Genomic DNA, 17,301 nt, shown 5'->3' on the forward strand with positions numbered 1-17,301 from the left:
GTTAACGGCTTAAAATACTGCGAGCAATAAATCAATGTCTTTTGATGGAATGCCAAACAGACGCCCGACATCGGGATTGGTAAGTATGCCGTGGTAAATGTAAGCGCCTTTTCTAAAACCACCCGAAACCTTGATGTAATTGTCAACTCCTCCGTTATCGCCGATTGCCAGAAGTATGGGTATTAATATGTTACTCAGCGAAATGGAAGCTGTGCGTGAAACCATTGCCGGACTATTGGGTACACAATAATGAACAACACCATGTTTTACGTAGGTCGGGTTTTTGAAATCGGTACATTTCGAGGTTTCAAAACAACCTCCCTGGCTCACATTAAGGTCGATAATTACCGAACCTTCTTTCATTTGTTTTACCAGGTCTTCAGAAACTTTAAATTTTGGCGGCATGTTAAAGGCGGTCGCTCCGATAACTGCATCAGCCGAAACCAGTGCTTTACGCAATACTTTCGGGTAGAATACCGAGGTGAAAATCCGGCGCGCCAGTTTTTCTTCCAGCTTACTCAATTCGTAAACCGACGTGTCGAAAACCTTTACAAAAATACCGAGTCCAAGAGCTGCACGGGCAGCATACTCGGCAGCAGTACTTGTACCGATGATCACCAATTCGGCCGGTGTTACTCCGGTTACTTCGCCAAATAAAACACCTTTTCCGTCTCGTGAATTGCTCAGGTATTCGCTGGCGATGGTAATTGATGTTACTCCGGCAATCTGACTCATCTGATGTACAAAAGGCAGGAATCCGTCTTCGTTCTCAAGTTGCTCGAAAGCTATGGCGGTTACTTTCTTTTGCATCATTTTTTGAATCGTTTCCTGGTTGTTGGCATACAACTGCAAACTGGAAATGATCACCTGGTTTCCGCGCAATGAATCTATTTCCTTCAATGTGAAAGGAGCGATACGCAAAATAATGTCGCATTGAAAGGTTTCTTCTTTGGTTTCAACAATAGTTCCACCAGCCTTTTGATAATCTTCGTTGCTGTAGCTGGCGTATTTACCGGCATCTTTCTCAATTAATATTTCGTGGCCATAAGAGACCAGGAGATCAACAGCCTGGGGCGTAAGCGGAACGCGGTATTCAACTTTGGAAAAATCGGAAGGCATGCCAATTTTTATTTTCTTCCCTTTTTTGCGTACCTCCAGCATTTCTTCCTGGGGAAGTAACATCGATTTTGGTATAGAAACCTTTTCCTTCGCTTTTTCCATTACTGTGAGTCGGATTTTGTTGATACAATTGAGTACAGCAATTTACAAGCAAAAGGGCATTTTTCAAAACAAAATTAGCGGGAAGTCAGAAAGGAAAAACAGATGGCTTAAATACGTGCCGCAGTTATTACCCGGGATTCGTCGTCTTGTACCTCAATTTTTACTTCAACAATGTTATCCGGAAGGAGCGGTTCTATCATTTCGGGCCATTCAATAAGGCAGTAACTTCCGCTGTAAATGTAATCTTCGTAACCCAGGTCGTAGGCTTCCTCCAATTCTTTAATCCGGTAGAAATCGAAATGAAAAATTGATTCAAGTTGATCTGTATTGTACTCGTTTATAAGTGCAAAAGTGGGGCTGGTAACATTGTCTTCGGAACCTAAAACGCGGCAGATCGACTGAATAAAAGTCGTTTTGCCGGCTCCCATTTTTCCGTAAAATGCAAATACGCGGTCCGCTGAAAATGCACTCACCAGTTCTTCGGCAACGCTTTGCAATTCATCAATTGAAGTTACTTTTCGTGTAAACATCTCCTCATCAAATTTGTGCAATAATACAAAAAGACCGTTAACTTTGGTACTGCTGAAAACAAAATAGGATAAAAATCAGCTAAATGGATGTTACAGCGGACTTTATAATTCGTTAAATTGTTTTAATTTTGAAACAAGTTTTAAGAAGAGACGTGCACAGAGATTTTGCAAGTAAAGTGCTCAGCGTCGGTTCAAAATTTATTACTGAAAAAATAATTAAAAACTTATTGATATGAATATTCCTGCTGATTTAAAATACACGCAAGACCACGAGTGGGTTCGTGTTGAAGGCGATGTTGCAGTTGTTGGAGTTACGGATTTTGCTCAGGGCGAATTGGGTGACATTGTTTTTGTTGAGATTGAAACCGAAGGAGAAGAACTGGACAAAGGTGAAACTTTTGGAACAGTTGAGGCTGTAAAAACAGTATCCGATTTATTTATGCCGGTTGGTGGCGAAGTGGCTGAATTTAACGAAGCACTGGCCGACGATCCTGAACTGGTAAATAAAGATCCGTATGGCGAAGGCTGGATGATTAAAATTAAAATAGCCGATGCTGCTCAGCTTGACGAACTTATGGATGCTGAAGCCTACAAAGCCATGATTGAAGCTTAATATTTTTTTTAAAATGATATAAAGAAAATGCCCCGCCATTCGGCGGGGCATTTTTATTTTCAAACTTTATAATTGTCAATCAAGTAATCCGATTACAAAGTCCGGTTTTATTAGATTGATTGATTATTATCCGCATTTCGACGAGCCACACGAAAGACACGTCAGACATCCTTCCTGGTAAACCACTTCGTCCGAGCCACATTCGCCACATTTGGTTCCAATGGCAGCAGTACCGTCCGGAATGTATTTTTTTAATGAACGTGCAACACCGGCTTTCCACGAATTAATGGTATCGTTATCGAGTTGTAAGCTCGTTACCAGTTCCACTACTTTATGAATAGGCATACCGTGGCGCAAAGTTCCCGAAATTAATTTGGCGTAGTTCCAGAATACCGGATTAAACTTGTGCGAAAGTCCTTCAATTGTAGTTTTGTAACCACGTTTGTTGACGTACTGGAAATCGTAACGCGATGATTCTTCGTCTTCGTAACTTTTAATAATGTACCCTTTGGTCACTGAGCGCGGAAGTAAAATTCCGTCTTCATCATCATGCAATCCGGTGAAGATTTCGTAGGGTTTGCCATCCATTAAGCCGATAAAGGCGATCCATTTATCTTTGTTGTTCTGAAAACGAACCACATCAGCTTCCAGTTTCTCAGGACGTTTTGTCGGGAATGAACCTTTTGTTTTTTTCTCTTTATCCGAATTCGAAATAAGCACACCTGAGCGAGAACCGTCGCGGTAAACAGTAACTCCCTTACATCCGCTTTTCCAGGCTTCGAAATACAGGTTTCCAACCAGCTCTTCTTTTACATCGGCCGGCAGGTTAATGGTTACCGAAATCGAGTGGTCCACCCATTTCTGGATTCTTCCCTGCATGCGAACTTTATTCAGCCAGTCAACGTCGTTCGAAGTGGCTTTGTAGTAAGGCGATTTTGCTACCAGTTCATCCAGTTCGGCCTGTGTATATTCCTTGTTGGTGTCGAATCCCTGGGTATGCATCCAGGTTTTAAAATGATGATGGAATACGGTGTATTCTTCCCAGTGATCGCCAACCTCGTCAACAAAGTCGACTCGTACATTTTTATCGTTCGGATTTACCTTACGCCTGCGTTTGTATACCGGCATAAACACCGGCTCGATTCCTGAAGTGGTTTGTGTCATCAGGCTGGTAGTTCCGGTTGGAGCAATGGTCAACAATGCAATGTTACGTCGGCCATATTTGGTCATTTTCTCGTATAAAGCCGGATCGGCATCTTTTATCCGGTTAATCAACGGATTGTTTTTCTCACGTTCAGAATCGTAGATTTTGAATGGTCCGCGATCTTTAGCGAGGTGAACTGAAGATCGGTAAGCTTCAATCGAAATTGTTTTGTGAATTTCTACCGAGAAATCGGTGGCATTCTCGCTTCCATAACGTAAGCCAAGCGCAGCCAGCATGTCTCCTTCAGCGGTGATTCCAATACCGGTACGTCGACCTTCGTTGGCTTTCTTTTTTATATTCTCCCAAAGTGCGCGCTCGGTGTATTTAATTTCTTCACCTTCCGGGTCTTCGTTTACTTTCTCAAGGATGGCATCAATCTTTTCCAGTTCCAGATCAATGATATCGTCCATGATGCGTTGTGCATAATGTACGTGTTCTTTAAATAAATCGAAGTTGAATTTGGCTTCCGGAGTGAATGGATTTTCAACATACGAATACAGGTTAATGGCAAGCAAACGACAGCTATCGTAAGGGCACAAAGGAATTTCACCGCAGGGATTGGTCGAAACGGTACGGTAACCAAGATCGGCATAACAGTCCGGAACCGATTCGTTAATGATGGTGTCCCAGAAAAGGATACCGGGTTCGGCCGACTGCCAGGCATTTTTTACAATTTTCTGCCACAACTTGTTCGCGTTAATTTCCTTGGTGTATTGCGATTTTCCGTGAACCGGGTATTGTTGAACGTATGGCTTCTGCGCTTCTACAGCCTTCATAAAGCCATCTTCAATTTTTACCGAAACGTTGGCGCCCGTTACTTTCCCCTGTTCCAGTTTGGCATCAATAAAGCTTTCCGAGTCGGGGTGTTTAATCGAAACCGACAACATGAGTGCACCTCGGCGTCCATCCTGGGCCACTTCGCGGGTCGAGTTCGAATACCTTTCCATAAACGGAACAATACCGGTGGAAGTAAGCGCCGAATTTTTCACCGGCGATCCTTTCGGACGGATGTGTGAAAGGTCGTGACCAACACCACCGCGTCGCTTCATCAACTGTACCTGTTCCTGATCGATTTTCATAATTCCTCCGTACGAGTCGGAGTCACCGTCGTTACCCACAACAAAACAGTTGGATAGTGATGCGATCTGGTAGCTGTTTCCGATACCTGTCATCGGACCACCTTGCGGAACAATGTACTTAAAGTCTTTCAATACACTGTAAATTTCTTCTTCTGTAAGGGGATTGGGATAGCGTTTTTCAATTCTGGCAATTTCGCCGGCCAGTCTTTTGTGCATGTCATCGGGGGTCAATTCAAAAATATTCCCGAAAGAATCTTTCAAGGCATATTTGTTCACCCAAACTCTTGCTGCTAAATCATCTCCTTTGAAGTACTTTAGCGAGGCATTTACCGCTTCCTCTTGCGAATAAATTTTCTTGCCCGCCGGGGCTTTTACTGATACTTCGTTTAATGCCATATTTTTCCTAAATAAGTCAGTTAAATATTATAAAGATTGTATTCCTGATTGCTCTGGTTTCCTGCTTGTGAAATTGTGTATTGCAAGATAAAACAGAAATCAAAACTTTGGTATATTTTCTCAGACAAAATGAATAAAAGTTATCAACTTCGAAATGTTATGTCACTGAAAAACAAGTATATACATGTTTGATAGTGACAAAAAGTTTACCAAAAGTGTCAATTTGGGTTGTCCGTTCGGGTTAATTTTTTCATAGAATCTTCGGTGCGAAAATTCAATTTTTTGAGTAAATTTTTGCTAACAAAAAGTGTGCTAAAATCGATTACCTGTTAAAAACTTTATTTATGATAAGTTTTGTTGAACCGACATTTTTTTCTACGTATTTTTTACAAATTTCGGCAGCATTTTCAAGGGCACTTTTGTCCGATAAAAGCTCGTTCAGTGCAGTGTTCAGTTCGTTTGAATTCTGTATCGGGAAGGCTCCTTTTTGTTCCACCAGGTCAACCGCTTCTTTGAATTTTTTGTAATTCGGACCAAAAATAATTGGCAGTTTAAAAGTGGCTGCTTCAAGAATATTGTGGATGCCAACACCAAAGCCACCGCCTATATATGCTATGTTTCCGTACTGATAAAGTGAAGATAAAATACCGATCGAATCAATTATTAACACATCGTGATCACCAATATCGGAATTTTGCACTTTACTGAACGAAATAGCCGGCTTTTTCAACAATTGATGAATTCTGTTAATATTGGCAGGATTTACTTCGTGGGGCGCGATAATAAATTTGGTATTGGTGCTGTTGTTGATAAACGCTGCAATCAGCTCTTCATCGGGCTTCCAGGTGCTTCCTGCAATTACTGTCGGTGAATCGGAAGCGAATTTTTCAACATTCTGAAACTTTTTTGCACCTCTTGCAATCGCAGCAACCCGGTCGAAGCGCGTATCGCCGGCAATGGTGAAATTGTTAATTCCAATTTTTTCCAGCAGTTCTGCCGATTTTTCATTCTGAATAAAAATATGATCGAAGTCCGACAACATTTTCCGGTACCAGTTGCCCCAAGGCGTGTTTTTAAAGAATTGTTGGTTCTCTCTGAAAATTCCGGAGATCAGGAAGAGCGGAATTTGTCGTTCTTTTAATCCTGCAATGTAATTGTACCAGAATTCGTATTTTACAAAAAACGCTTTTTCGGGCTGCACCATGTTCAGAAATACACGAGCATTGTGTTTGCTGTCGAGTGGGAGGTAGGCGACAATATCGGCACCCTGATAATCCTTTCGGATCTCGTAGCCAGATGGCGAAAAGAAAGTAAGTGCTATTTTGTACTGTAGTAACTCCTTTTTAATGGCCTCGATTACCGGACGTCCCTGTTCGAATTCGCCCAGAGAAGCGCAGTGGAACCACAGGTAAGTGGCCTTGGAGTCGATTTTATCCTGCAACGTTTTTTCCCAGCCTTTTCGTCCCTTTACAAACTGTTTAGCCTTGGTGTTGAATAAGGCTGAAATTCGAATAATCAATCCGTAAAAATAGATACCCAGTTGATAAGCTATACTCATAGGAGGAATATTAATAAAACCGACGCTCGCTTAAATACTCGTATATGGTGGTATTGATGAGCAGCATTAAAAACAAATAGAAAAATCGCTCGATGGGAATGCCCAATAACAGCCATCCGATAATGTGATCGCTGTTGTAGCTGATAATCGGTAAACGGAGCACAACTGCAGAAATCACAAAAAACGGTATCAAGGTAATGAAGAATGAACCGTAAAACGCGGTATAATATTTTTTGAACCGATTCCGGAACACGGTGTATCCAAGATAAATGGCGGTGAGAAAGAAAGTAAAAAAGCTAAACATGTTCCTGCGGAAAATGTAAGCCATTATTCCCATCCCTATGAAAAGCAGCAGGCTAAGTGCTACAAAAATATTATGAGTGTTAGATTTCTCCAGTCTTATTTTCAGGTACTCATGAATGTAAACCGATGAAAGTGGAATAATGAGAAATGACAGCCACTCTTCAAGTGGGACCCCAGCAAGAAAGATTCCCGTAATGTAATCCGGGTTATAACTCCAGATGGCAAGTTCGTTAAAGCGCATGTTCCACATCACGAAAATGGCTCCCGCAAATACTATGGCGGGTATCAAGTAACGCAGCAGAAATGTAAAACGTATTTTTTGGCGCATGCTTATAGTAAGAGGAATTACCAGGAATGCGAGCTGTAAAAGTAGATACGTTAAATTTTTAAACTCCATGCTAACAGTTTTAGACACAAGCTGCACCAAAATTAATCAAAGCAGTGATTTCCCGAAATAATAAATCGGTGATATTTAGTTTGGACTAAAAGAGCTTAGCCACCTTTTCTTTCACCTCTTCTTCACTCGGATTGATGTCAAAAACAATGTCCGGCTTCAGGTAGAACAGTTCGTTCTCGGCTTTGAATTTTTCCTCGCCACCGCCGGTAATGTTCAACATAATCAGGTCGTCATTTTGTACCAGTCCTGATTTTACAGCATCCATTAAAGTTGCTGTGGCAATAGCCGAAGCCGGGTGTAAATCGTTGCCTTCAGTTTCAAGAAAAAATTTCGCTGCTTCGTGAGCATGTTCGTTGGTAGCCAGTAAAACATCGCCACCGGCATCTTTTAGTGCGTCGTACAATCCGCCGGCAATTGGGTAGGGTGGTTTACGGTTCGAAAGCACTTTGGCAATAATCTCTTCCACCTGCTTGCGTGCCAGATCATCATCGAGTGGTAACATGCTTCGTGAATCGGCTCTCCATGCATCGTGTATCGGTTTGAACGGCAGGTTTTGAGAGATCATCAGCTTCATTTTGTTCGAGCCAAAACGTCCGTCTTCAATCAGTCGCAGGTTCGCTTCCCAGGCTGCAATGGCTCCGGTTCCGCTTCCAATAGCCTGAAAATAATAGTCAGGGATGCGTTCGATAGTAGTGACTGCCGAGAGCATGGTTGTGGCCATTCCGTCACGACGAGCCACGTTCTTTGCTCCACCTTCAGCAATAAAACCTTCCATTCCGGCGGCAATGTTCGAAAGGTGAATGGCATCGAAATAATCGCTGCCTGATTTGCTGCAGATCAGTTTCACGCAGTCTTTAATTGGTTCTTCAAACCAAAGTGCACCAATATTATCCTCGGGTACGCAAATCAGCAAGGGTATATTATTTTCGGAACAAACTTTTGCAAATGCGCGCGATGTGTTACCGGCCGAAGCAACCACCAGAACTTTATCCATTTCCGGTGTCATTCGTCCGCAAACCGAGTAAGCCTCGGTTTCCTTAAACGAGCAGGTACTCATGTGCGTGCCTTTTTCGGGCCAGTAGCCGCTAAAGGTGATCCAAAGATTTTCCAGACCAAGTGCTTTTGCCAGCCCCTGGCTTTTGTAAGTCACCGGTGCCGATGAACCTTCCAAAACACGTCCGATGGGCAACCAGTCGGCAAATTTGTACAATCCCCACGAATCGTCTTTTATCTCGATTTGCTTTTTTTCGTAGATGGCGCGAATCAAACTGGGCTCCAGTTCTCCCGGTGCATCCAGTGTCCAACCTTCGTCATTAAACTCCTTCCCGGACTTAAACGATTTCAGAATGTATTTCGTTGGCGAAAAACCTTTAATCATTGTTGGTCTGTTTTATTGAACCACAAAAGTAGAAAATGCAGGCATATTTCAAGGGAAAAATTTTAAATCTGCTATCTAACAGCACTTTTCCTTCCATTTAAATTTGTGTCTTTTTCAACTGAAATTCTTTTCCGGATACGATTTGAAAGAAAGCAACTTCTTATTTGGATTCATTATTTTTTGTGTGCTATGCTTTTAAAAATGAAACAGATGCACTTATTTTATTGAAAGATACCGGCAGCAAAAAATGCGCCGATCGAAAACCTATCAACCATGAACTGGAAAAAACTTGTGATCACTGTCTTGAGAGTGGCCATCGGCTGGCATTTCTTTTATGAAGGCGTTTCAAAATTATTTATTGATAACTGGAGTGCGGCTTCGTTCTTAAGTCATTCAACCGGCCCGTTTTCAGAGTTTTATCACTGGCTTGCCGGCTCCGATCTGCTCATGGCAATCACAGATCCGGTAAACATCGCGGCTTTAATTCTTATCGGACTTGCCTTATTTATCGGGCTGGCTGTTCGCCTGTCATCCATTTGCGGCATTGTGCTGCTCTTGCTCTATTACTTTGCCTATCCTCCTTTTGGCGGTACCCTGGTTAATGGGGTAGAAGGAAACCTGTACATCGTAAACCGGAATTTACTGGAAGCACTTGCCTTGTTGTATTTTATTTTTGTGACTGAAAAAGGCTGGGGTATTTATGCTTTAGTTAGAGCAGGTAAGAGAAATAAAGAAGAAGGCGATTCGGTTGATGCGTCACAATCGAGAAGAGAAGCCCTTAAAAACCTGGCAACCATTCCGGCGCTTGGAGTTTTGGGTTTTGGCGCTTTTCAGGATCAGAAAACATTTGGGGTTGATACTTTGTCGGGAGCAACAATACAGGTTGGTGGCGTAGATATTAAAGAATTGAAAAAGCCTGTTCCGATGGGGAAGATCGGTTCGCACGAGATCAGTCGTTTGGTGGCAGGCGGAAACCTGATTGGTGGCTGGGCTCATTCGCGCGATTTGCAGTATGTACCGTCCTTGTTCAGGGCATACAATACCGAGCGGAAGATATTTGAAACCCTCATGCTTTTAGAGAAAACGGGGGTGAATACCATCAATATCGGTTTCCCGACCAACGAGTTGATGGCAAAATACAAGAAAGTTACCGGCAGTAAAATCAAGGTGATTTCGCAGGTACACCCCGATATGGAAAACAACGACTACCTAGTAAACATTGACAAAGCGATCGATTTTGGTGTCGATATTGTTCAGGTGCAGGGTAACTGGTGCGACTGGCTGGTGCGCGACAATCGTCTCGATGTTATAGAAAAAATGATGGATCGAATCCGGTCGCAGGGCTACACTGCCGGACTGGCTTCACACACTGTTGATTCGCTGATTGAGTGCCAGGAGAACGGATTAGTTCCTGACTATTACATGAAAACCATGCACCATGATAATTACTGGTCGGCTCACCCGCGCGAAAATCGCGTACCCTTTGAGGTCGATGGTAAAAAGTATGCCGATCATAATCGCTTTCACGACAATTGTTTCTGCTTATTCCCCGATAAAACAGTGGAATTTGTACAGCGTGCCACTATTCCTGTTATGGGATTTAAAGTACTGGCTGCAGGTGCTATTCAACCTGAGGACGGTTTTGAATGGGCATTTCGTAACGGTGCCGACTTTATTTGTGTGGGCATGTTCGATTTTCAGGTGGTGAAAAATGCCAACATTACCAACGATGTGCTGGATAAATTGCAGGGCCGCACCCGCTTATGGTATGGTTAGTGCATAAACTCGGGTTAATATCTAAAACCTCCCGGAGGAACTTTATTAAAACGGCGGTTCATTTGGTGTTTCCCGTTCAGATATATTTCCATTACATAGCGCCCCTCTTCCAGATGACTCAGGTCGAGTCCTGTTTGTGCATCTTTCAGGTTGGCAAATTCATGGGTTTCCATCCATTCTCCATCTTTTGTAATGCGAACTTTTATTGTTGATGGTTTATTGGTAGTAGTATATAAAGTTGCAAAATCTTTTATCATGCGCGGGTAAATATTTGCTGCGAAGTAAGGAATGGTTGTATCCACTTTAGCCTCACTGTCGGCTTTAAATGCGTAAAACTGCCCGCTTCCGCAATCACTCTCAAAAAGATGAATGATGTGTCCGTTCAGGTCTTTCATACGCAACCGCCCGTAACCGGCGTTTGCCATAAACCAGAATTCCAGCCCGTCTCCGGCGGTATCAACCAGGTTTAAAAAGTAATTTCCCTCGGCTAAATGTAAGGTATCGATATAGGTGCTTGCCGTATCGAGCATTTCCGGTGTTTTGGCATAAAGCGTATCGTAGTCAGAATTCACAATGTGAAGCCAGTTGTCTTTTGGGCGGTTGTTGGTCATCAATTCCACAACAATATCACTTGGTATTGTTGGAATGCTTTCAAACTGTACTTCCATATTGTTATCGCCGTCCCACTGGTCTTCAACTCCGTTTGGGTTGTTCATTGTGACCGAAAATGTATTTTCCCCGTTATTTGAATCGATCTCGCCAGGTAAAGTGATAATTGCAGCTTCGTAGAAACCAAGATTACCTTCCCATTTAAAATGTTTCTCGCCAAATCCAACTGTTTTATACACAATGTCGAGGCTGGTGAGTGTTTCTTTTCCAAGGTTACGAACCTGAATGATCGGGCTAAAACCACGAGGATTAAAGCGATTGTAATTGTCCTTTTTATTAGGTGCAATAATTTCTTCGATGCGAACATCGTTGGTGTTGTTCGGATCGGCAAACTGGAAGAAATACGAAGTGATCTGCTCTCGGGGCTGATCAATATTGTTAGCCGTAAAAGGCTCCATATCCAGGTCGATTGTGTGTTTCTTTTTAGTAAGTGGAACATCGATCACATCCGGAATTTGCAGGTCGCCCGGACACCAGTAGGCACGGTCGAATATCCAGGTTCCGCCTTGCGGATAGAGCGGATTGTCGCCGCATTCTTTCCACATATCGCGATGATCGACAACTTCTCCGTCGAAAACAAGTTCGCGCCAGCGGCTGCAAAATTCGCTGCAACCACTTGGCCGGTCCATTCCGTGACCGGTGTGCTGAATACGGAATCTTCCAAAGGTGGCTCCATCGGCAGTTGTAACATTCATGGGAGCCAGTTGCTTTTCAATCGGATTCTCCTGATTTCCGTACTGAAAGCTGCCGTTCCACATCTCTTTTACCGAAATAAAATCAGCTACCTGCGGCCCAAAAGTGATGTCGAAGTCGATCGTGAGGTCCCAACCCAAATCTGGGGATTCATAACCTGAGTGGATGTATTCAATCTCAACACTATCGCGTAAAAAAGCCTGAAAGTCAGTCACGTCAACACTCCAGGTGTAGCTCCAGCCTTCTTTAAAATTACTGCCGTAAGGAGTTAGCATCCGGCCAATTTCAAAGTTGATATTCTTGCCGTTAACTCCACCCTGTCGAAGAATTTTTACGCGGTCCATGTAATCCCAGTGTGCTATCGCACGATCTTTCGGATAAGCCAGCGTGAGGTTCATTACAATGCGGCGAACCTCCTTGTCGGGAGAAGGGAAAACACCCCATTTTATAAAGCTTTTTACGCCTTGCGATGGATCGGTATTTATCATTAATTCGTCGTGAGTAGTAACTTTTGTTTGGGCAAATGCTGCCTGCAGGGCAAAAATTGCAATAATAAATAGCGTGATCTTCTTCATTTCTGAAATCTATTTACGGTAATATCAACTGAATGTCTTGGGTATCATCGTCGTTTGTTTTTATGGTAAACGACTCATTAATCTCGTGCTCCGGATTGGTAACGGTAAATTGGTATTCTTCTCCCTTTTTAAGTTTGAACTGCAGGAACTGGTTCATATCATCGGTTTTTCGGGGTGAGTAACCGAAGTTAACAGCTTTGTCGCCATTCATCACATTAACGCGGCATTTCAGTCGCGACTCGCTTTTTGTAACATCCGAATCGGAAAACACAACTACATTGGCCAACAATTCATCGTCGGCCAGTTTGCTGTTTTTAAGCGACTCTTCATAAAGTGCAATGTAGCGTTGCGTAACATTATGCCCGTATGCAAAGCGTTTGATTTCGCGTTCGCCTCCCATTTCTTTCATGCGTTGAAAGCGGGACTTTACATCTTCAGGTAATTTATCCAGGTCAACCACTTCCATAACACTTCCATCGGGCGCCGCATAATAAGGCATTTCGGTGGGTTTATACGATGCAGCATAAATCCAGTGCAACATATTTTCAGGATCGGCTTTTCCGGCATCGGACACGAACCACGATTTATTAAGCGTGTCGGGATAATATTCAATAAAATGCCAGTTGCCGTCAATCCAGACCTCATTCCAGGTGTGGTTTCCTTTGTAGTTGGTCCACATCGCAGTTCCGGCCAGTCGCGACGGAATTCCAACGGCCCGGTAAGCGTCGGTCAATAATATTGAAAGCCCGGTACAGGTAGCCATGTGTTCTTTCATGGCCTGAAAAGGACTGATGTCCACCCGCGAACGTTTAGTGTTATATTCCACGTCCACCTCTTTTTCAATGTTTTTTGCAATGTCCATGATCGCATCAACCATATTGGTTTTTCCTTCGGCATATTTGGCAAAACGCTTGTAAAAATCGGGGCGCCAGTTATCTCTTTCTTCTGAAATATTGGCATAGGGAAGCACTTCATTCAAAAAAACAGAATCGGGAAGTGCAGCACACCAGGAATATTTTTCGCGTGCTTTGTAGGCGTATTCTACGTTTTCGAGCAGAAAATCAGCTTTTAAACTGGTGAGGTCGCTTTCAGGCATGTAACTGATCAGAAAAGCCATGCCTTCCTTTTGCCCTTCAAGCGTTTCGGAAAGCGCCATCTGTAATTCGGTAGCATTTTCATTGGCTTTAACAAAAGCTGAATCGAGTAGCGTGTGATATTTTTCCGGTACTCCGGGGTATTTGGTTTGGCAGCCCAATAAGGCTACTACAAAAAGTGCTAAAATGAAAAATCTGTTCATAACGAGATTTTAAAAAATTTTAATAATGGGCAAATCTACGATAAAAAATTTAATTTGTCGGCATAGAAACAATCTTACAAATTTTTTGGTATGTAGCCTTTTTTAGGCTAAAACACCTTGTTGTCAATCATTTGCTGAAACATATCGTTCATTGATTGCTCCAAAGGCATGTAGTCCATACCAAGCTCTTTTTTGCTTTTCGAGTTGTCGCCTTTAAAGGGGAGCCCAACATTTCTGGAAACGTATTTTCGGGTGACCGCTTTATTGATGGCCGGGCCGAGCAACCAGATCAGCCATTTGGGCATGGCTTTTTTCGGAATCGGGTATTTATCGCCATATTTTGGCAAAAGAATAGCTGCCATTTCCAGAAATGAAGAATCGTGTCCGGAAATGATGTATCGGCCTGAAGCTTCTGGCGTGAATCCTGCCTTAAAGTGTGCCAGAGCGGCGTCACGTACGTCGACGGCTCCCATACCTATATCAGGTGCACCGGCTTTCATCGAGCCGTTTCCAAATTGTTTCACAATGTTAAAACTTTCAGAGGTTACCCCATTCGGATTTATAGCCGGTCCCAAAACTAAAACCGGATTGATCACCACTACATCCCAACGATTTTGCTCTTTCACAATTTGCCAGGCTTCTCGTTCGGCTACAGTTTTTGAATAGGAATAAGGTTGATGCTTTAACGAAGAGCTGGTGTTCCATATTTCCTCCGTAAAAATTCCGTTTGGTGTATCTTCCAGGTCGGCATTGTCGCCATAAATGGCAGCGCAGCTACTGGTAAGAACTACCCGTTTTACAGAACTTGTTTTATTAACCTGCTCCAACACATTTCGTGTTCCCAACTTTGCCGGATCGATCAGTTCTTTCTGAGGATCTTTTACCTCGGTCGTAAATGGAGAGGCGGTATGAAATACCAACTCGCAATCTTTCATTGCTTCCGCATAAGAACCTTCATCCAAAAGATCGCTTTTGAAGTAAATGATCTTCCCTTTTGCTTTGGCGGCAATTTCGTCGAGGTACTTTACTTTTTCCTTATTATCGGGATTACGGACCGCAGCATGCACCGTTAATCCTTCTTCCAGTAATTTTTTTACCAGCCAACCCGCCACATAACCGGTGGCGCCGGTAACCAAAAAAGGTTTTTTCTTGTCAATTGTTTTCATATACTAAGTTTTTATTGAATCCATTTCATCATGTCGAGCCAGAAATGTTGTCCAAGCCCAACCGTAAATATAAAAAAGCCGAGCGCGCCGTGTAAAATGCTTACAAACAATACACTTTTTGTTTTTTGATAGACTATGGCAAGATAAACTCCGGCCAAAAAAGTGAGGATAAGTGAAAGCACACTGAAATAGACAATGTGTGCATAACTAAAAGTGATGGCACTGGCCAGTATTAGTGAGTTTTTGTTTCTGAAAATGGTCCGATACCGGTTGAATAAAAAAAGCCGATAAATAACTTCCTGAGCATAAGCCGAAAAGGTCGGATAGAAGAAAAACATACCTACCCATACTTTCCAGTTTCCACGTGGCAGGTTAAACAGGTTCTCGGGCTCGAATATCCACACTGCCAGCGTAAGTACAATTCCAATCAAAAGGACGATAATACCCTGCGTTATCCAGGTTTGTCGGGAAACCTTCAACTGAATAAATTCGCGAAACTTAAAATCTTTTTGCAGGTAAAAATAAATGGCTAAACCGGCTACCAACGGTAAAAGGATGCTGCTTGGGTGCATTACTTTGCCGCTGACCAAGAGCAATGGAATGCCAATAAACAGCGCAATGAATTCAATCCAAATTAATATGTTTCGTGTTCCCGTTTTCATTTATCTTGAGAGTGAAAGAATGTCTTTTGGAGTTAAAATATTTTTAGGATAGCCGCGAAGAACGACATTGATCATTGCCAGTCCTATTTGTGTGGTGTTCACCACGCTGTTGGGCGCAATACCTTTGATCAGTTTTACCAGCCACATAAAATAATCGTAAACAAACTGGTATGCTTTTGTTCTGGATTTAATTCCGCGTAAAGGAATAATAAAACCCGGGCGAAACATAAATGCCTGCCGGAATCCCATTTTAAGCAGATCGTTCTCGGTTTTGCCTTTTACCCGGGCCCACATCGAGCGGCCTTTTTCACTTGAGTCAGTGCCCTCGCCGGAAACATAGGTAAAAGTCATTTTCGGATTGTTTTTGTGCAACACTTTGGCCAGTGCCATGGTATAATCGTAGGTAAATATTTTATATTCAGATTCTTTCATGCTCATGGAACTTACTCCCATGCAATGAAAACAGGCGTCGTAAGCTTTCAATTTGCCGGAAACTGCCGAGAAATCGGAAAAATCCTTATGAATGATCTCTTTCAGTTTTGAATGTTTTAGATCAACCGGGTTACGTCCGATCACCAAAACCTCTTCTACGTCGCTGTGATCGAGGCACTCCAGCAAAACACCTTTTCCAACCATTCCGGTAGCACCTGTAACAATTACTTTCATGATTCAACAGGTTTTAATTTTAAAAATACAATTTCACTTTTCGTTCCCACGCGCATCGGCGGCCCAAAAGTGCCCACTCCCTGCGAGGTGTAAATACGTGTTCCTTTGTAGTTGTGCAATCCTTTATTGTATTTGTATACCATGCCCGCCACAAAATTGAACGGAAAGAGTTGTCCGTTGTGCGTATGCCCGGCCAGGTACAAATCAATGTCGTGCTGATTGGCGTATTCCATACCATCAGGACTGTGGTGCAGCAGAACAGTAGGTTTTCCGGGAAAGATGTTCAACTGATCAAGAACCGAACGCATACTTGGTTTTTTACCAGTACCGTGTATTCCCGGATCACCGTCATCTGCCCGCATATGGTTTAGGCCAATAATCTGGATCTGATTAAAATGAGTCACCTCATTTTCTAGTACGGTAACTCCAATTTCACGAAGATTCTGTTTTACTTCTTCCGCACCGGAGTAGCCATCGTGATTTCCTTCCACAAAATAAACAGGAGCATTTAATTGTTTCAGCGGTTCCAGGCTGTTACTGTTCAGCCTGATTTTTCCATCAAAAAGATCACCGGTAATAAACACCACATCGGGATGTTGTGCATTGGTTTTAGTCACAATTTTTTGCAGCGTTTTTGGGCCCCAGAAATGTCCGATGTGAATATCCGAGAGATGCACGATACTGATTTCGCGATCCAATCCTTTCATTGGAATGTCAACTTCGCTGATTCTTCGGTACTGGGCATTAATAATTCCCGCAGTGGTAATAAAAACGGCAAGCGAAACGGCTGCAATTCCCAGCAATCGCGGTACTGATTTTACAAACAGACTAATAAGATCGACCACAGCGACCGACAATAAGAGGTACAGTAAAAATCCCATGATGATGGAAGCGGCAACATACATCATATTGGCAAAAAATCCCTGTGAGTTTGTGAAGCCTATGATTCCGGCTATCATAAATACGGTTAAAAAGCCAAAGGTGATGTAGAGGAAGCGGGTGCTTCGGACATCAAAATAAAAGGCGAACCTTTTTGAGAGGTAAACATTTGCACCGGCCAGGATTCCCAGAAAAACGACTAGAAATATTATGGGAATGAATTGTCTCATATTTGCTTT

At 42.8% G+C, this 17,301-nt stretch carries 14 protein-coding genes; 2 read left to right on the forward strand and 12 right to left on the reverse strand.

Going from position 1 to position 17,301, the window contains the following annotated elements:
* Positions 1-9 precede the first annotated feature (9 nt).
* A complete protein-coding gene (locus tag WFY05_RS07660) occupies positions 10-1,221 on the reverse strand; it encodes an alanine dehydrogenase (RefSeq protein WP_340112188.1) in 1,212 nt (403 codons plus the stop codon).
* 107 nt (positions 1,222-1,328) lie between these two features.
* Positions 1,329-1,751: a tRNA (adenosine(37)-N6)-threonylcarbamoyltransferase complex ATPase subunit type 1 TsaE gene (gene tsaE, locus WFY05_RS07665; protein ID WP_340112189.1), complete on the reverse strand. Its 423-nt coding sequence runs from the start codon at positions 1,749-1,751 to the stop codon at positions 1,329-1,331.
* 232 nt (positions 1,752-1,983) lie between these two features.
* Between tsaE and gcvH the strand changes: the two genes are divergently transcribed.
* Entirely contained in the window at positions 1,984-2,364 is a 381-nt protein-coding gene (gcvH, locus tag WFY05_RS07670; RefSeq protein ID WP_340112190.1) for a glycine cleavage system protein GcvH, read from the forward strand.
* Between the two features lie 126 nt (positions 2,365-2,490).
* Here the strand turns inward: gcvH and WFY05_RS07675 are convergent, their stop codons facing one another.
* The 4 genes from WFY05_RS07675 to WFY05_RS07690 form a co-directional block, all read right to left on the reverse strand.
* Positions 2,491-5,043, reverse strand: coding sequence for an adenosylcobalamin-dependent ribonucleoside-diphosphate reductase (locus WFY05_RS07675; protein WP_340112191.1), 2,553 nt, complete (start codon positions 5,041-5,043; stop codon positions 2,491-2,493).
* Positions 5,044-5,365: 322 nt separating this feature from the next.
* Positions 5,366-6,601: a 3-deoxy-D-manno-octulosonic acid transferase gene (locus WFY05_RS07680; RefSeq protein WP_340112192.1), complete on the reverse strand. Its 1,236-nt coding sequence runs from the start codon at positions 6,599-6,601 to the stop codon at positions 5,366-5,368.
* 10 nt (positions 6,602-6,611) lie between these two features.
* Positions 6,612-7,301 carry a lycopene cyclase domain-containing protein gene (locus WFY05_RS07685; RefSeq protein WP_340112194.1) on the reverse strand — a complete coding sequence of 230 codons (690 nt, stop codon included), beginning with the start codon at positions 7,299-7,301 and terminating at the stop codon, positions 6,612-6,614.
* Positions 7,302-7,386: 85 nt separating this feature from the next.
* Positions 7,387-8,679 (reverse strand): cysteate synthase, encoded by a 1,293-nt coding sequence (locus tag WFY05_RS07690; protein WP_340112195.1) that lies wholly within the window; start codon positions 8,677-8,679, stop codon positions 7,387-7,389.
* A 273-nt stretch (positions 8,680-8,952) separates the two neighbouring features.
* On the opposite strand from WFY05_RS07690, the gene WFY05_RS07695 reads away from it, so the two are divergent.
* Positions 8,953-10,455 carry a DoxX family protein gene (locus WFY05_RS07695; protein WP_340112196.1) on the forward strand — a complete coding sequence of 501 codons (1,503 nt, stop codon included), beginning with the start codon at positions 8,953-8,955 and terminating at the stop codon, positions 10,453-10,455.
* Between the two features lie 14 nt (positions 10,456-10,469).
* Here WFY05_RS07695 and WFY05_RS07700 read toward each other — a convergent pair whose 3' ends face one another.
* From WFY05_RS07700 to WFY05_RS07725, 6 genes are all read right to left on the reverse strand, one after another.
* Positions 10,470-12,392, reverse strand: coding sequence for a peptide-N-glycosidase F-related protein (locus WFY05_RS07700; RefSeq protein ID WP_340112197.1), 1,923 nt, complete (start codon positions 12,390-12,392; stop codon positions 10,470-10,472).
* Between the two features lie 13 nt (positions 12,393-12,405).
* Positions 12,406-13,689, reverse strand: a complete 1,284-nt coding sequence (locus WFY05_RS07705; protein WP_340112198.1) for a transglutaminase-like domain-containing protein — start codon at positions 13,687-13,689, stop codon at positions 12,406-12,408.
* Between the two features lie 107 nt (positions 13,690-13,796).
* Positions 13,797-14,855: an NAD-dependent epimerase/dehydratase family protein gene (locus WFY05_RS07710; protein ID WP_340112199.1), complete on the reverse strand. Its 1,059-nt coding sequence runs from the start codon at positions 14,853-14,855 to the stop codon at positions 13,797-13,799.
* Between the two features lie 11 nt (positions 14,856-14,866).
* On the reverse strand, positions 14,867-15,517 hold the full coding sequence (locus tag WFY05_RS07715; RefSeq protein ID WP_340112200.1) for a CPBP family glutamic-type intramembrane protease: 651 nt from the start codon (positions 15,515-15,517) through the stop codon (positions 14,867-14,869).
* Positions 15,518-16,183, reverse strand: coding sequence for an NAD-dependent epimerase/dehydratase family protein (locus WFY05_RS07720; protein WP_340112201.1), 666 nt, complete (start codon positions 16,181-16,183; stop codon positions 15,518-15,520).
* Entirely contained in the window at positions 16,180-17,292 is a 1,113-nt protein-coding gene (locus WFY05_RS07725) for a metallophosphoesterase (RefSeq protein WP_340112202.1), read from the reverse strand. The genes WFY05_RS07720 and WFY05_RS07725 overlap by 4 nt, the downstream gene beginning before the upstream one ends.
* Positions 17,293-17,301: the final 9 nt, after the last annotated feature.

The sequence above is a fragment of the Maribellus mangrovi genome (assembly GCF_037646455.1).
GTDB lineage: Bacteria > Bacteroidota > Bacteroidia > Bacteroidales > Prolixibacteraceae > Draconibacterium > Draconibacterium mangrovi_A.

What these genes read in the sequence shown, in the direction of transcription:
- WFY05_RS07680 (WP_340112192.1), bottom strand. Translation starts at nt 6,601, where the DNA reads ATGAGTATAGCTTATCAACTGGGTATCTATTTTTACGGATTGATTATT.
- WFY05_RS07720 (WP_340112201.1), bottom strand. Translation starts at nt 16,183, where the DNA reads ATGAAAGTAATTGTTACAGGTGCTACCGGAATGGTTGGAAAAGGTGTT.
- gcvH (WP_340112190.1), top strand. Translation starts at nt 1,984, where the DNA reads ATGAATATTCCTGCTGATTTAAAATACACGCAAGACCACGAGTGGGTT.
- WFY05_RS07700 (WP_340112197.1), bottom strand. Translation starts at nt 12,392, where the DNA reads ATGAAGAAGATCACGCTATTTATTATTGCAATTTTTGCCCTGCAGGCA.
- tsaE (WP_340112189.1), bottom strand. Translation starts at nt 1,751, where the DNA reads ATGTTTACACGAAAAGTAACTTCAATTGATGAATTGCAAAGCGTTGCC.
- WFY05_RS07660 (WP_340112188.1), bottom strand. Translation starts at nt 1,221, where the DNA reads ATGGAAAAAGCGAAGGAAAAGGTTTCTATACCAAAATCGATGTTACTT.
- WFY05_RS07690 (WP_340112195.1), bottom strand. Translation starts at nt 8,679, where the DNA reads ATGATTAAAGGTTTTTCGCCAACGAAATACATTCTGAAATCGTTTAAG.
- WFY05_RS07710 (WP_340112199.1), bottom strand. Translation starts at nt 14,855, where the DNA reads ATGAAAACAATTGACAAGAAAAAACCTTTTTTGGTTACCGGCGCCACC.
- WFY05_RS07695 (WP_340112196.1), top strand. Translation starts at nt 8,953, where the DNA reads ATGAACTGGAAAAAACTTGTGATCACTGTCTTGAGAGTGGCCATCGGC.
- WFY05_RS07715 (WP_340112200.1), bottom strand. Translation starts at nt 15,517, where the DNA reads ATGAAAACGGGAACACGAAACATATTAATTTGGATTGAATTCATTGCG.
- WFY05_RS07685 (WP_340112194.1), bottom strand. Translation starts at nt 7,301, where the DNA reads ATGGAGTTTAAAAATTTAACGTATCTACTTTTACAGCTCGCATTCCTG.
- WFY05_RS07675 (WP_340112191.1), bottom strand. Translation starts at nt 5,043, where the DNA reads ATGGCATTAAACGAAGTATCAGTAAAAGCCCCGGCGGGCAAGAAAATT.
- WFY05_RS07725 (WP_340112202.1), bottom strand. Translation starts at nt 17,292, where the DNA reads ATGAGACAATTCATTCCCATAATATTTCTAGTCGTTTTTCTGGGAATC.
- WFY05_RS07705 (WP_340112198.1), bottom strand. Translation starts at nt 13,689, where the DNA reads ATGAACAGATTTTTCATTTTAGCACTTTTTGTAGTAGCCTTATTGGGC.